The sequence below is a fragment of the Wenzhouxiangella sp. XN79A genome, from assembly GCF_012272825.1.
GTDB lineage: Bacteria > Pseudomonadota > Gammaproteobacteria > Xanthomonadales > Wenzhouxiangellaceae.
Genome location: NZ_JAAWWS010000151.1, coordinates 18,757 through 32,364, shown reverse-complemented (window position 1 = coordinate 32,364; position 13,608 = coordinate 18,757). Strand labels below are relative to the sequence as shown.

The window sequence follows — 13,608 nt, the reverse complement described above, 5'->3', positions numbered from 1 at the left end:
ACGCGTCAGTAGATCGGCTCGACCCGATAGCCCATCGCCCGCAAACGGGCCACCAGCCCGTCTTCACCGGGCAGGTGCAGCGCACCGACCGCGACCAGGGTCCGACCCTGGTCGATGAGCGGCGCGGCCCGCTCGGCCATCCGGGCGTTGCGTTCGGTCAGGCCCTCGCGCTCGAAGCGCTCGCGGATCGCGGGCCCCATCCGCGCCAGCTCACGTTCGGTCAGTTCGCGCAGCCGATCGGCATCGCGCGCCAGGTAGGCGCGGATCAGGGTCTCGAACAGGGTCCGGCCGCGCTTCAGGTCGTCGACCGCCAGCGCCAGCATCTCGATGTGCGCGTCCCGACCGAGACCGGTCAGGAAGGCCAGCTGCTCGTCGAGCGTCTCCAGCGCCACCATATCGGCCCCGTGGCGGACGCCGCGGAAAGCCAGCGCCATGTCCATGAACAGACCGGTTTCCGGCGGCGGCAGGGCCAGCGTCATGGCCACCGCCCAGGGCCGCATCCGCTCGACCGCCGAGGGCCCGAGGCCATAGGGGTCGAGCAGCTCGAGGATGTCGGCGTACAGGCGCTCGTCGAGCAGCGCCGACAGACGCTCGTCACGCGGCAGCATCATGGCCACGTTCAGGGCCCCGAGCATCTCGGCGTCGGGCACCAGTTCCAGCGCGATTCGTTCGGCGTCGGCCAGCGCCTGCACGAGCACCGGCGGCAGGTCCAGCACGCGCGGGTCCTCGGTATGGAGGGTCCCCAGCAGCCAGCTGAGCCGGCCGTCGCCGGTTTCGACGGTGTAGAACACCTGCCCCGACAGCGGCGCGCTTGCAAGCAGCAGCGCCAGCCCGACCAGCCCTCGGCGAATCCATCGCAGTCCGGCGCGGCGTGCCGTTCCAGGCGCGCGGTCGAAACAGCGGCACGAAGCCATACTGGAGCCCTCGGCGATCTGGTAGCGTATGCTCACGCTCGCCCCGTCAAGAATTCATGATCGATCTGAAGGTCCGCTTCCGCGGCTTCCTGCCCGTGGCCGTCGATGTCGAGACCGGCGGCTTCAATGCCGACACCGACGCACTGCTGGAAATCGCCGCCTGCATCATCGAGATGGACGATGACGGCCGGCTGGTGCCCGGCGACCTGGTCATGCGCCACGTCGAGCCGTTCGAGGGTGCCAACATCGAGCAGGCCGCGCTGGAGTTCACCGGCATCAAGCCCGATCACCCGCTGCGCATGGCGGTGCCCGAGCGACAGGCGCTGAGCGACGTGTTCCAGCCGATCCGGCGTCGGCTGCGCGAGACCGGCTGCAAGCGGGCGATCCTCGTCGGCCACAACCCGGCCTTCGACCTGGCCTTCCTCAACGCGGCGATCGCTCGGGTCGATTACAAGCGCAGCCCGTTCCACCCGTTCTCGAGTTTCGACACCGCCACGCTGGGCGGCATGGCCTATGGTCAGACCGTGCTGGCGCGGGCCGTGCAGGCCGCCGGACTGGACTGGGAATCGGAAGAAGCGCACTCGGCGCGCTACGACACCGAACGCACCGCGCAGCTGTTCTGCACCATCGTCAACCGCTGGCAGGCACTCGGCGGACTGGATCCGGCCACGCTGGCCAAGGGCTGAGTCGGCGTTCAGGGCCCGGGCGCCCCGTAGCCGCCGCCGCCGGGCGTCTCGATCCGCAGCCGCTGCCCTGCCTCGACCCGAAGACCGACCTTGGCCGGCAGCACTCGATCGTCGAGCCGGTTCTCGCCAGGCAACCCGTCGCCGCCGCCTTCCAGCCCCCACGGCGCAAGCCGCCGGCGCTCGGTGATCAGCGTCACCTCGGCCGGCTCGAGGAACTCGAAGGTCCGGATCAGGCCATCGCCGCCGCGCCGTCGGCCTTCGCCGCCGCTGCCGCGGCGGATCCGGTACTCGACCAGCCGCAGCGGGAAACGCCGCTCGAGCACTTCGGCCGGAGTATTCAGGGTGTTGGTCATGTGACTGTGGACCGCACTCCGGCCGGGGTGCCCGGCGCTGGCCCCGCAACCGCCGGCCTGGGTCTCGTAGTAGCTCCAGCGGGCGCTGCCGAGCCCGAGGTTGTTCATGGTGCCCTGGCTGGCGGCCGGAATCCGCCCGGGGACCGCGAGCGCCAGCGCGCGCAGCAGCACATCGACGATCCGCTGGCTGGTCTCGACGTTGCCGGCGGCGGTCGCCGACGGCCGCTGGGCATTGACCAGGCAGCCGACCGGCGCGTCCAGCGCCAACCGGGCCATGGCACCGGCGCAGGCCGGCGTCGCCGCGGGCAGCAGGCAACGAACCACGTAGAACACCGCCGCGGCGGTCACGCTCATCGGGCAGTTCAGGTTGCCGGGCACGGCCGGGTCGGTGCCGGCGAAGTCGACCCGCAGGCCGTCGTCGCCGACCTCGACCGCGACCCGCAGGACCGGGCCCGGGCCACCGGCGCCGTCGTCGTCCATTGCATCCTCGGCGCGGTAGACACCGCCGGGCAGTGCCGCCAGCGCTGCCGCGGCCAGCCGTTCCGCGTAGGCATTCAGGCCGTCGCACAGGGCCCGGAACCGGTCCGGGCCGTACTCGTCGAGCAGCGCCGTCAAGGCCCGCTCGCCGCTGGCCGAGGCGGCCACCTGGGCCTGGAAATCGGCGCCGGCCAGCGCCGGGTCGCGCATCGGTGCGCAGATCGCCTCGAACGCGGCATCCACGCGCACCCCGTCGCGGTACAGCCAGGTCGGCTCGATCAGCACGCCCTCGTCGGCGAGCGTCCCGCTGAGCGGCATCGATCCCGGCGTTTCGCTGCCGATGTCGGCATGATGGGCGCGGTTGGCGACAAATCCCACCAATTCTTCACCATGGAAGACCGGCGCGATCAGCGTGACGTCGGGCAGGTGGGTGCCGCCGGCGAAGGGGTCGTTGAGGATCAGCCGGTGGCCCGGACGCCAGTCGAAGCGATCGACCAGGTCGCGCATCGCCCAGGCCATCGAGCCCAGGTGGACCGGGATGTGAGTGGCCTGGTTGAGCAGCGCGCCGCCGGCATCGAACAGCGCGCAGGAAAAATCCAGCCGATCGCGGATGTTCGGCGAGAACGCCGAGCGGCGAAGCACCGCGCCCATGGTTTCGCACAGCGCCGCCAGGCGGCTTTCGAACACCGCCAGTTCGATCCGCTCCGCGGCTTCGGACTGGGACATCGCGCGTCCTCGTCGGGCTCGACACCTTGATCTCGAACGGTACGGTACCATTTCTCGGGTAGGGCCCGATACGGCCGGCCCGTTTCGGGCGCCCATCCACGCCACCCATTCCGAGGAGATCGACATGTCGTTTTCGCTTCCCGACCTTCCCTATGCGAAGGACGCACTGGAGCCGCATATTTCCGCCGAGACGCTGGACTACCACTACGGAAAGCATCACCAGACCTACGTCGACAAGCTCAACGGCATGGTCGAGGGCACGCCGGATGCCGACAAGTCGCTCGAGGAAATCATCAGGAGTGCATCCGGCGGACTGTTCAACAACGCCGCCCAGGTCTGGAACCACACCTTCTACTGGCACTGCCTGAGCCCGAACGGCGGCGGTGCCCCGAGCGGCGCGCTGGCCGAGGCCATCGATCGCGACTTCGGCGCCTTCGACACCTTCAAGGAAAAGTTCACCGAAAGCGCGATCGGCAACTTCGGCTCCGGCTGGACCTGGCTGGTGCAGAACGAAGACGGCAGTCTGGCGATCGTCAACACCGACGATGCCGAAACGCCGCTGACCGGCTCGGCGACGCCGCTGCTGACCTGCGACGTCTGGGAACACGCCTACTACATCGACTACCGCAACGCCCGTCCGAAGTACCTGGACGCGTTCTGGAACCTGGTCCACTGGGAGTTCGTCGCCAGCCAGATGAACGACTGATCGGCCCGCTCGATCGGTCTCGTCCATCGACCGGATCCGACCTCGCCGGGCCGCCCCGCGGCCCGGCGATTTCGCATCCCCCGACCGTGCGAACGCGTAGAATCCACCGCGTGAGCGACCATCTGATGAAGACCTATGCCCGGCTGCCCGTCGCCTTCGTGCGCGGCGAAGGCGCCTGGCTGTACGACGAGGACGGCACCCGCTATCTCGATGCGATCAGCGGCATCGCCGTGTGCAGTCTCGGCCACGCCGACCCGGTGCTGGCCGATGCGCTGTGCGACCAGGCCCGCACGCTGATCCACACCGCCAACCTCGGCCACATCCGGCTGCAGGAACGGCTGGCCGAGCGGCTGTGCACGATCACCGGCATGGACCGCGCGTTCATCACCAACACCGGCGCCGAGGCGATCGAAACGGTGCTGAAGCTGGCCCGTCGGTTCGGCTTCGAGCGCGGCATCGAGCAGCCGAAGATCCTGGTCGTCGAAGGGGCCTTCCACGGCCGCACCCTCGGCGCGATCAGCGCCTCGGCCCCGGGCAAGCTGCAGCACGGCTTCGCGCCGCTGGTCGACGGCTTCGTCCGGGTGCCCTACGGCGACGCCGACGCGGCGCGCGCCGCGCTGGCCGGCGATCCGTCCATCGTCGCCATGCTGCTCGAGCCGATCCAGGGCGAAGGCGGCGTCAAGCGCCCGCCGGACGGCTACCTGACCGCGCTGCGCCGGGCCTGCGACGAGCACCGGGCGCTGCTGATGGTCGACGAGATCCAGACCGGCCTGTGCCGGACCGGGCGCTGGTACGCCCACCAGCACGAACCGGACTGCCGGCCCGACGTACTGGCCTCGGCCAAGGCGCTGGGCAACGGCGTGCCGGTGGCGGCCTGCCTGGCCCGCGGCGCAGCCGCCGAGGTGCTGACGCCCGGCAGCCACGGCACCACCTACGGCGGCAACCCGCTGGCCTGCCGCGCCGCGCTGACGGTGCTCGACCGAATGGAGGCACTGGACCTGAACGCGCGCGCCGAAACCATGGGCGCGCGGCTGGTCGAACGCCTGCGCGAGCGGCTGGCCGGCTGCGAGCGGGTGGTCGAGATTCGCGGCCGCGGCCTGATGATCGGCGTCGAACTGGCCGACCCGGCCGGCGACGTGCGCGACCACGCGCTGAAGCAGCACGTGCTGATCAACGTCACCCACGAGCGGGTCATCCGGCTGCTGCCGCCGCTGATCATCGATGCCGACCAGGCCCGGACCATCGCCGATGCGGTCGCCGACGGCGTGCTGGGCCGATGAGGCTGGAGGTCGAGGACATCCAGCTCGGCTACGACGGCACGCCGGTCGTCTGCGGCCTCGACTTCAAGCTGGATGCCGGCGAGATCGGCTGCCTGCTCGGCGCCTCGGGCTGCGGCAAGACCACCGCGCTGCGCGCGATCGCCGGCTTCGAGCCGCTGGACCGCGGCACGATCCGGATCGACGGCCGGGTGGTCAGCGCCCGCGATGTCCGGGTCGCACCCGAGCGCCGCGGGGTCGGCATGGTGTTCCAGGACCACGCGCTGTTCCCCCACCTGACCGTCGAGGCCAACATCGGCTTCGGCATCCGCAGGCTCGACCGCGCCGCCCGCAGGGAGCGGATCGGCGAGCTGCTGGCCCTGACCGGGCTGAGCGGACTGGACAAGCGCTACCCGCACGAGCTCTCGGGCGGCCAGCAGCAGCGCGTCGCGCTGGCCCGCGCGCTGGCGCCGGAGCCGGCCGTGCTGCTGATGGACGAGCCGTTCAGCAACCTCGACACCGGGCTGCGCCGCCAGATGGGCGACGAAATCCGTAGTCTGCTGACCTCGCGCGGCACGGCCACGCTGCTGGTCACCCACGACCAGCAGGAAGCCTTCGCCCTGGCCGACCGGATCGGCCTGATGTTCAACGGCCGGATGCTGCAGTGGGACACGCCCTACCAGCTCTACCACCGGCCGTTCTGCCGCTACGTCGCGGCGTTCACCGGCCGCGGCAGCTACATCCGCGCCGAGGTCGACGAGGCCGGCATCCGGCACGCGCTGGGCCGCTCACCGCTGCCCGGGCACATCGAGGCCGCGCCCGGCGACGAACTGGAGCTGCTGATCCGGCCCGACGACATCCGGCTCGACGACGACGGCTGCCCGGCCCGGGTGATCGCGCGCCAGTTCCAGGGCGCCGACATCCTCTACCGGCTGGAGCTGCCCGGCGGCGAACAGGTCGGCGCGCTGTTTCCCAGCCACGACAACCACGAACCCGGCCGCACGATCGGCATCACGCTGGACGCCGACCACCTGGTCCTGTTCGACCCGCAGCAGTCCGCGGCGATCGAGGGGACGGCCTGAGGCTGCGGTGATCGTCTCCCCGCACCGTGTGCGGGACGACTTGAGTCAATCCGGGCCTGCTCGACCGTCACCCGGCGGCAGGATCCGGTCCAGCGCACCGCGCAGGTCGGCCGGCAGCCGGTCGCCGAGCTGCGCACGTGCCGCGTCCAGCGCGTGGCGGTCGGGGAGGACCAGCGTCGCATGGCCGACCTTCCGGCCCGGCCGGGCCGCTTTGCCGTAGTCGTGCCAGGCCAGGCCGTCGACGACCAGCCAGTCGCCGACCTCGGGCAGTTCACCGATGAAGTTGAACAGCACGCTGATGCCGCCGCGCAGGCCCGGATCGCCGAGCGGCAGGCCGCAGACGGCGCGCAGGTGGTTCTCGAACTGCGAGCAGCGCGCGCCCTCGATGGTCCAGTGGGCCGAGTTGTGCGCACGTGGTGCGAACTCATTGGCGCGTAATTCGTTTCCGGAGGCAAACAGCTCCAGCGTCAGGCAGCCGACGTAGTCCAGATCGTCGGCCAGCCGGCCGGCCATCCGCTCGGCCTCGGCCTGCAGCCGACCGGCGTTCGGGCACGGCGCCACCGCAAGACGCAGGATGCCGTCGGCATGCCAGGTGCGCGACAGCGGATAGAAGCGCTTGTTTCCGTCCGCGCCGCGCACCACGGTGATCGAGCACTCGTGATCGAAGGCCACCCACTGCTCGAGAATCAGCGGGCGGCCGCCGAGCTGCTGCCAGGCGGCCTCGAGGTCCTCGCGGTCGCGCAGCACCGCCTGGCCCTTGCCGTCATAACCCATCGTACGGGTCTTCAGAACGGCCGGGAGGCCGATCCGGTCGAGCGCGGCCAGCAGGTCCGGCCGGCTGTCGACGGCGGCAAAGGCCGGCGTGGCCATGCCGAGCTGCTGGAACCGCGATTTCTCGACGAAGCGATCCTGGGCCGCGGCCAGCGCGGCGGCCGACGGACGGACAGGCACGCGCTCGGCCAGCGCCTCCAGCGCCGCGGCCGGCACGTTCTCGAAGTCACAGGTCACCACGTCGCACTCGGCCAGCGCGTCGCGGGCCTCGGCGCTGTCGTAGTCGGCCACGAGCTGCTCGGCGACCTGCGAGGCGCTGGCGCCGGACTTCGGATCGACGACCCGGAACGACAGGCCCATCGGGTGGCCGGCCTCGGCCAGCATGCGGGCCAGCTGTCCGCCGCCGAGAATGCCGACCTTCACGACGCGCGCGGGTCCGGGTTCGCCAGCACCTGGTCGGTCTGGGCCGCTCGCCAATCGCGGTAGCGCTCGGCCAGCGCCGGGTCGTCCAGGGCCAGGATGGAGGCGGCCAGCAGGCCGGCGTTGGCCGCGCCCGCTTCGCCGATCGCCAGCGTCGCGACCGGCACGCCCTTCGGCATCTGGACGATCGACAGCAGCGAGTCCAGTCCGTTGAGCGTCTTGGACTTGACCGGCACGCCGAGCACCGGCAGTTCGGTGGACGCAGCGACCATGCCCGGCAGGTGGGCCGCACCGCCGGCCCCGGCGATGATCAGCTTCAGCCCGCGTGCCGCGGCCGTCTTCGCATACTCGAGCATCCTGTCGGGCGTGCGGTGCGCGGAGACGACCTCGGTCTCGTAGTCGATGCCGAGCGCATCGAGCACCTCGGCGGCCCTGACCAGGGTCGGCCAGTCGCTCTTCGAGCCCATGATCAGGCCGACGCGGGCAGTCGTGGTCATCGCGGGTTCCGGTCCTCGAACACAAGCGCCGATGGTAGCAGAAGGGGCCGTGAAACCGGACCTTCACCCACTCGCGCCGACGGCTGGCGAAGCGCTGCGTTCCGGGTACACTACGCGCATGACGATTCCAGACTCCCTGCTCGATATCCTCTGCTGCCCGGTCAGCCACGAGCCGCTGCGTCCGCTGGAACGCAAGCGCCTGAACGCACTGAACCGGGCGATCGAAGCCGGCAACGTGCAGTTCGTCGATGGTTCGGCCGTCGAGGGCGCGCTGGGCGAAGCGCTGATCCGCCGCGACGGCAAGGTCGTCTACGCCGTCGACCAGGGCGTGCCGGTGCTGCTGCCCGACCGCGGCATCGGCACGACCCAGCTCGAGGATTTCTGATCCCTCCCGGCCGCTGCGCCGGGGCTACAGCGACTCGACGTTGGCGCGGATCCAGTTCGCGCGGCGGGTGATCGCGGCCTTGTCGGCCGGCGCAAGCCGCGCCACGTTGCGGTACATCATCGTCATCCGGCCGTTGCCGGCCAGCCGGTCCTCGTGGCGCATCAGGAAATCCCAGTACAGCGCGTTGAACGGACAGGCATCGTCCTCGGTCCGCTTTCCGACCTTGTATCGGCAGTTCGCGCAGTGGTCGCCCATCCGCTGGATGTACTTGCCGCTGGCCGCGTAGGGTTTCGAGGCGAAGCTGCCGCCGTCGGCGAACATCGCCATGCCGACGACGTTCGGCAATTCGACCCACTCGAAAGCATCGGCGTAGACGGCCAGGTACCACTCGCTGACCTGCTCCGGCACCACGCCGAGCAGCATCGCGAAATTACCGGTGACCATCAGCCGCTGGATGTGGTGTGCGTAGGCATTGCGTCGGGTCGCGTCGATGGCGCGCTGCAGGCAGCGCATGCCGGTCTCGCCGCTCCAGTACCAGATCGGCAGGTCTTCGCGGTTGGCGAAGAAATTCGCCTCGGCGTAGTCCGGCATCTTCAGCCAGTAGATGCCGCGGATGAACTCGCGCCAGCCGATGACCTGGCGGATGAAGCCCTCGACCGCGTTGATCGGCGCGTGGCCGTCGCGCCAGGCCTGCGCGGCGGCCTCGCAGACCTCGATCGGATCGAGCAGGCCCAGGTTCAGGCCGATCGAAACCCGGCTGTGGAACAACCAGTCCTCATCGTCGGGCAGCGCATCCTGGAAATCGCCGAACCACGGCAGCGCGTGCTCGACGAAGTGGGCCAGCGCGCGGCGCGCCTGTCCCCGGGTGACCGGGAAATCGAAGCCCTCGATCTCGCCGAAGCCGTCGAACCGATCGGCGACCAGCGCCAGCACCTCGGCAGTCGTTTCATCGGGAGTGAAGCGCATCGGCCGTGAGGCCGGCGGGTCGCCGGTCCATTTCCTGCGGTTGTCGGCGTCGAAGTTCCACTGCCCGCCGGCCGGCTTGCCGTCGTCCATCAGCAGGCCGGTGCGCTTGCGCATTTCCCGATAGAAGAACTCCATCCGGAGCGTCTTGCGGCCCTGTGCCCAGTCGGCGAAGTCCTTCGGCGTGGACACGAAGCGATCGTCCTCGAGCAGGTGGACCGGCACCCCGATGTCCCGCTCGAGCGACCGGAGCTGCTCGAGCACGCGCCATTCCCCGGGCCAGGTGACCACGATGTCGTCGATGGAATGCTCGGCGCAGTGGGCGCGGACCGCATCGGAGAAGCTGCGGACCTCGGACTCGGGATCGAAGCGACGGTAGAACACGCGGTGGCCGTCGTTTTCCAACGATGCCGCGAAGTGGCGCATCGCAGCGAAGATCAGCGCGATCTTCTTGCGGTGGTGCCGGACGTAGCTCGCTTCGTCGGCCAGCTCGGCCATCAGCACGTGGTCGGTTCCCCGGTCGACGGCAGCGAGCGAGGACAATGACGGCGACAGCTGGTCGCCGAGGACGAGGCACAGACGCGGCATGCGATCGGGATTCCTCCGAAAGGTCTGCAAGTGTCGCCGATGGCCGGTTCGATCGGCGTCAATACGGCAATTTGATCGGGATCAAAGGGTGGTTTGACACCCATCAATAGCTCGACCCTTCAGACTCCGCACACTACACCCGTCTTCTCAACCCGCTCAAGGAGCGTAGCCCAATGAAAACTCTCACCCCCCGTACCCTGCTGGCCGCCGCGGTCATCGCCTCGTCCGTGACCGCACCGGCAATGGCCCAGGAAGCCGGCGACTGGCTGTTCCGCATCGGCGCGACCTACGTGGCACCGAATTCGGACAGCGGCAACCTGGTGTTCGAAGGCACCGCGCTCGACGGCTTCCAGGCCGAAGTCGACGACAAGCTGGGGCTGGGCTTCAACATCACCTATTTCCTGTCGCCGAACTGGGGCGTCGAACTGCTGCTGGCCACGCCGTTCGAGCACGACATCGACGGCGACCGTGCGCTGACCGCACTCGGCAAGCTGGGCAGCACCAAGCACCTGCCGCCGGTGCTGGGAATCCAGTATCACTTCGCGCCGAACCAGACCATTCGTCCGTACGTCGGCGCCGGTATCAACTACACGCTCTTCTTCGACGAAGACACCACCCAGAGCCTGCAGGACGGCATCGTCGGGACCGCCAACGGTGCCCTCGGCACCTCGTACTCCGGCGGTGCGACCAAGCTGAGCATCGACGACTCGTTCGGTCTGGCGTTCCAGGCCGGGGTCGACATCGACCTCAACGAGAAGTGGTTCCTGAACTTCGACGCCCGCTACATCGACATCAAGGCCGATGCCTCGCTGCGCACCCGGACCTTCGACACCGACGGCTCCGAGGTCATCTTCAACAGCACCCTGGACGTCGACATCGACCCGTGGGTCCTGACGACCGCGGTCGGCTTCCGCTTCTGACCCTCTCCATCCCGGACATCTCCCATGTCCATTCGCCGGCATCCCCCTGGGTGCCGGCGTTTTCTTTTCCGGCCGCGCTGCGCACTGGATGGCGTTCCTTCGATCGAACCGCAGATGAACGCAGATAAGCGCAGATGAAAAACCGGGGCTTCGGCCGACGCCGAGCCCTGCCTCATCACCACCCGCAAACGTGTTCGCCGTTTCTCCAGCCCGTTCGCTGGAGTCCGGAAGCAGGCCAGGTCGAACACACTCGACCGTTGGCCGAACCCTGCGGCATGACTCGATCATCTTCGCGACCCGAACTCCGTCACCGCTCGCGCAGAATGGAGCTCGTCCGGGCGGTCGATTTCCTCTGTTCCGAATCCGCATTCATCCGCGTTCATCCGCGGTTTGATCGTTTTCTGCCGTGCGGCCACCCGTAGCCCTGCCTCGGATCAGCTCGACGTGCTAGCGTCATGCCCCATGAATCCCGAAACCATCGAAAAGCTGATCGACAACGGCCGCGACGGCTACGAGGCGCGGCTGGCGGCCGGGCAGGCGCGGCGGGCGGCAGGGGACCTGGAGCGGGCCGCGGCGCACTTCCGGACCGCCACCGGGCACGAGCCGTCGCGCACCGCGGCCTGGCAGGAACTGGGGCGATGCCTGAACGAACTGGGCGATCCGTACGGCGCCCGCGCTGCGTGGGAGCGCGGACAAACCGCCGCTCAGGCCAACGGCGACAAGCAATCGGAGAAGGTCATCGGTGTCTGGCTGCGGCGGCTGGATCGCGAGGCGTCGGGCGACTGACCGGGTCGAAGCGCCGGTAGCGCCACAGGTACTGCTCGGGCGCGCGGCGGATCTCCTGCTCCAGCGCCGCGTTCATCCGCACCGCGGCACCGACCGGGTCGGTTTCGTCGGCCAGCCCGTCCAGTGCCCGGAACCGGGCCTGCCAGCCGGCCTCGGTGCGCAGCACGTGGCCCAGGACCACCGCAGACCCGGTCCGACGGGCCAGCCGCCAGGCCAGCGTCATGGTCGGCACGTCGCGGCCGAAGAACGGCGCCTCGACGAACTCACCGCCCTTCGGCAGCTGATCGAACAGCAGGCCGACCGCCTCGCCGGCCCGCAGGCGGCGCAGCGCCCGACGCATGCCCGCGCTGCCGGTAGCGACGAACTCGCCGCCGAAACGGCTGCGGCGCGCGGTCAGCGCACGGTCCAGCGCCGGGTCGCCCGGCGGCTTGTACAGGTAGGTGATCGGAAGCTGGAGGGTGCCGTACAGGATGCTCGCCTCCCAGTGGCCGAGGTGACCTCCGATCAGCAGCAGGCCGCGGCCGGACGCGAGCGCGCTGTCGACGCAGGCGCGGTTCTCGGCCGGCCCCCAGTGCCGCATCACCCAGTCGCGCGAACGCCCCCACAGCGGGCCCGTCTCGAGCGCGGTGGTCACCATCGCCTGCCGGTTGCGACGGGCCAACCGGGCCCGGGCGGGGGGATCGAGTTCGGGAAACGCCAGCGCCAGGTTCGCCGCCACCCGGCGCCGTCGACCGCCGAACGGCAGCGCGCCGAGCGCGCGCCCCGCGATCCGGACCAGCGACAGCGGCAGCCGGGCCAGCAGGCCCAGCAGCAGTCGGAACACGGCGATCTTCATGGCCCGGAATGCTACCATCCGGCGGCTGATCCTCCGCCGGATGGCTGCCTGTCATGATCGGTCTGATTCAACGCGTTTCCGAAGCCCGCGTGGTCATCGACGGCGGCGAGGTCGCCCGGATCGGGCGCGGCAGCCTGGTGCTGGTCGGCTTCCGCACCGGCGATCGCGCCGAACGGATTCCGCGCTTCGTCGAGCGGCTGCTCAACTACCGGATCTTTGCCGACGACCAGGGCCGCATGAACCGCAGCCTGCGCGACATCGAGGGCGGGCTGCTGCTGGTGCCGCAGTTCACGCTGGCGGCCGACACCGATTCGGGCAACCGGCCGAGCTTCACTCCGGCGGCCGCGCCGGACCGGGGTCGGGCACTGTTCGAGACCTTGAAGAACGAGGCCGACGACGCCTGGCCGGGCACCGGCTTCGGCGTATTCGGCGCCGACATGCAGCTTCACCTGGTCAACGACGGCCCGGTCACGTTCTGGCTGGAGGTGGACTGAGCCGGGCTCAACCCGGGCGGTTGTACAGCGCCGACTGCTGGCGCATGAAGAAACTCACCGGTTCGGTCCGCCCGAGCACCCGGCCGTCGGTGGTTCGCAGCTCTGCGCTGACGGTGTGCGGGCCGCGAATCACCTCGTCGATCGTCACCGACCGCTCGCGGCTGGTCAGCCGTTCCTCGCCGTCGATGCGATAGACGATCTCCACCCCGCGCGGCAGTTCGGCATCGAATTCGACTTCGACGTCCAGTCGGTACGCGGTATTGATGATGACCTCATCGGCCAGCGGCGAGACGATCGACATTTCGATCGTCCGCGGCTCCGGCTCGTCGTCATCGCTGGCAACGGCCGGGTTGCCGAGATCGACCGGATCGACGACGGTCAACTCCGGTAGGGGAATCGGTTCGGCATCGTCCGAGGGCTTCTGATCGGTGTAGACTACGTTGCCGTTCTCGTCGACCGTCTTGTAGATCTGCTGCGCCTGCCCCACGGAAATCGCCCAGGGAGCCAGGATCAGCGAAAGCACGAGCGCGACCAGGATAGCGGTCGGATTCGGCAGGAATTTCAGGCACTTGATTCGGGACATGGGGGTCGACTCCTCCGGCCAGTCGGGTCCGGACTGGATTCCATGGAAGCAATGCCGTGTCGCCACGGCGCGCTTCCGGTTCACGACATTGGACGATGTCCGGGACCGATGGTTCCGGCGCGCGAGCCGGATTCGCAACCCCGACAACAGCGGCGCCGGAAGACCG

Annotated in this window: 15 protein-coding genes; 8 read left to right on the top strand and 7 right to left on the bottom strand. The window is 69.5% G+C overall.

Annotation, left to right across the window (positions count from 1 at the left end):
* Positions 1-5: 5 nt before the first annotated feature.
* Positions 6-950: a TraB/GumN family protein gene (locus HFP89_RS09530; RefSeq protein WP_168717431.1), complete on the bottom strand. Its 945-nt coding sequence runs from the start codon at positions 948-950 to the stop codon at positions 6-8.
* Positions 951-970: 20 nt separating this feature from the next.
* Here HFP89_RS09530 and rnt point away from each other — a divergent pair, with 20 nt between their 5' ends.
* Positions 971-1,600 carry a ribonuclease T gene (gene rnt, locus HFP89_RS09525; protein WP_168717430.1) on the top strand — a complete coding sequence of 210 codons (630 nt, stop codon included), beginning with the start codon at positions 971-973 and terminating at the stop codon, positions 1,598-1,600.
* An 8-nt stretch (positions 1,601-1,608) separates the two neighbouring features.
* Here the strand turns inward: rnt and HFP89_RS09520 are convergent, their stop codons facing one another.
* Positions 1,609-3,156: a hydantoinase B/oxoprolinase family protein gene (locus HFP89_RS09520; RefSeq protein ID WP_168717429.1), complete on the bottom strand. Its 1,548-nt coding sequence runs from the start codon at positions 3,154-3,156 to the stop codon at positions 1,609-1,611.
* A gap of 124 nt (positions 3,157-3,280) precedes the next feature.
* On the opposite strand from HFP89_RS09520, the gene HFP89_RS09515 reads away from it, so the two are divergent.
* The 3 genes from HFP89_RS09515 to HFP89_RS09505 all read left to right on the top strand — a co-directional run bounded on the left by HFP89_RS09515 (position 3,281) and on the right by HFP89_RS09505 (position 6,200).
* Entirely contained in the window at positions 3,281-3,862 is a 582-nt protein-coding gene (locus tag HFP89_RS09515; protein WP_168717428.1) for a Fe-Mn family superoxide dismutase, read from the top strand.
* Between the two features lie 110 nt (positions 3,863-3,972).
* A complete protein-coding gene (locus HFP89_RS09510) occupies positions 3,973-5,142 on the top strand; it encodes an aspartate aminotransferase family protein (RefSeq protein WP_168717427.1) in 1,170 nt (389 codons plus the stop codon).
* Positions 5,139-6,200 carry an ABC transporter ATP-binding protein gene (locus tag HFP89_RS09505; protein WP_168717426.1) on the top strand — a complete coding sequence of 354 codons (1,062 nt, stop codon included), beginning with the start codon at positions 5,139-5,141 and terminating at the stop codon, positions 6,198-6,200. Before HFP89_RS09510 ends, HFP89_RS09505 begins: the two co-directional genes overlap by 4 nt.
* Positions 6,201-6,245: 45 nt before the next feature.
* On the opposite strand, the gene HFP89_RS09500 is transcribed toward HFP89_RS09505, so the two are convergent.
* Both HFP89_RS09500 and purE read right to left on the bottom strand, forming a co-directional pair.
* Positions 6,246-7,394: a 5-(carboxyamino)imidazole ribonucleotide synthase gene (locus HFP89_RS09500; protein WP_206212299.1), complete on the bottom strand. Its 1,149-nt coding sequence runs from the start codon at positions 7,392-7,394 to the stop codon at positions 6,246-6,248.
* Positions 7,391-7,888, bottom strand: a complete 498-nt coding sequence (gene purE, locus HFP89_RS09495; protein ID WP_168717425.1) for a 5-(carboxyamino)imidazole ribonucleotide mutase — start codon at positions 7,886-7,888, stop codon at positions 7,391-7,393. Before purE ends, HFP89_RS09500 begins: the two co-directional genes overlap by 4 nt.
* A gap of 118 nt (positions 7,889-8,006) precedes the next feature.
* Here purE and HFP89_RS09490 point away from each other — a divergent pair, with 118 nt between their 5' ends.
* On the top strand, positions 8,007-8,273 hold the full coding sequence (locus HFP89_RS09490; protein WP_206212298.1) for a Trm112 family protein: 267 nt from the start codon (positions 8,007-8,009) through the stop codon (positions 8,271-8,273).
* Positions 8,274-8,297: 24 nt separating this feature from the next.
* Here the strand turns inward: HFP89_RS09490 and HFP89_RS09485 are convergent, their stop codons facing one another.
* A complete protein-coding gene (locus HFP89_RS09485; protein WP_168717424.1) occupies positions 8,298-9,824 on the bottom strand; it encodes a cryptochrome/photolyase family protein in 1,527 nt (508 codons plus the stop codon).
* 173 nt (positions 9,825-9,997) lie between these two features.
* Here HFP89_RS09485 and HFP89_RS09480 point away from each other — a divergent pair, with 173 nt between their 5' ends.
* The gene (locus HFP89_RS09480; RefSeq protein ID WP_168717423.1) at positions 9,998-10,744 is read left to right on the top strand and encodes an OmpW family outer membrane protein; all 747 of its coding nucleotides are present in this window, start codon (positions 9,998-10,000) and stop codon (positions 10,742-10,744) included.
* Positions 10,745-11,206: 462 nt separating this feature from the next.
* Entirely contained in the window at positions 11,207-11,530 is a 324-nt protein-coding gene (locus HFP89_RS09475) for a tetratricopeptide repeat protein (RefSeq protein WP_168717422.1), read from the top strand.
* Here the strand turns inward: HFP89_RS09475 and HFP89_RS09470 are convergent.
* Positions 11,481-12,383, bottom strand: coding sequence for a lipid A biosynthesis acyltransferase (locus HFP89_RS09470; RefSeq protein WP_168717421.1), 903 nt, complete (start codon positions 12,381-12,383; stop codon positions 11,481-11,483). The two genes, HFP89_RS09475 and HFP89_RS09470, sit on opposite strands and share 50 nt — an antisense overlap.
* Before the next feature lie 35 nt (positions 12,384-12,418).
* Between HFP89_RS09470 and dtd the strand changes: the two genes are divergently transcribed.
* Complete coding sequence (gene dtd / locus HFP89_RS09465) at positions 12,419-12,859, top strand: D-aminoacyl-tRNA deacylase (protein WP_168717420.1); 441 nt, start codon at positions 12,419-12,421, stop codon at positions 12,857-12,859.
* Positions 12,860-12,866: 7 nt separating this feature from the next.
* Here dtd and HFP89_RS09460 read toward each other — a convergent pair whose 3' ends face one another.
* On the bottom strand, positions 12,867-13,442 hold the full coding sequence (locus HFP89_RS09460) for a DUF4124 domain-containing protein (RefSeq protein WP_168717419.1): 576 nt from the start codon (positions 13,440-13,442) through the stop codon (positions 12,867-12,869).
* Positions 13,443-13,608 lie beyond the last annotated feature (166 nt).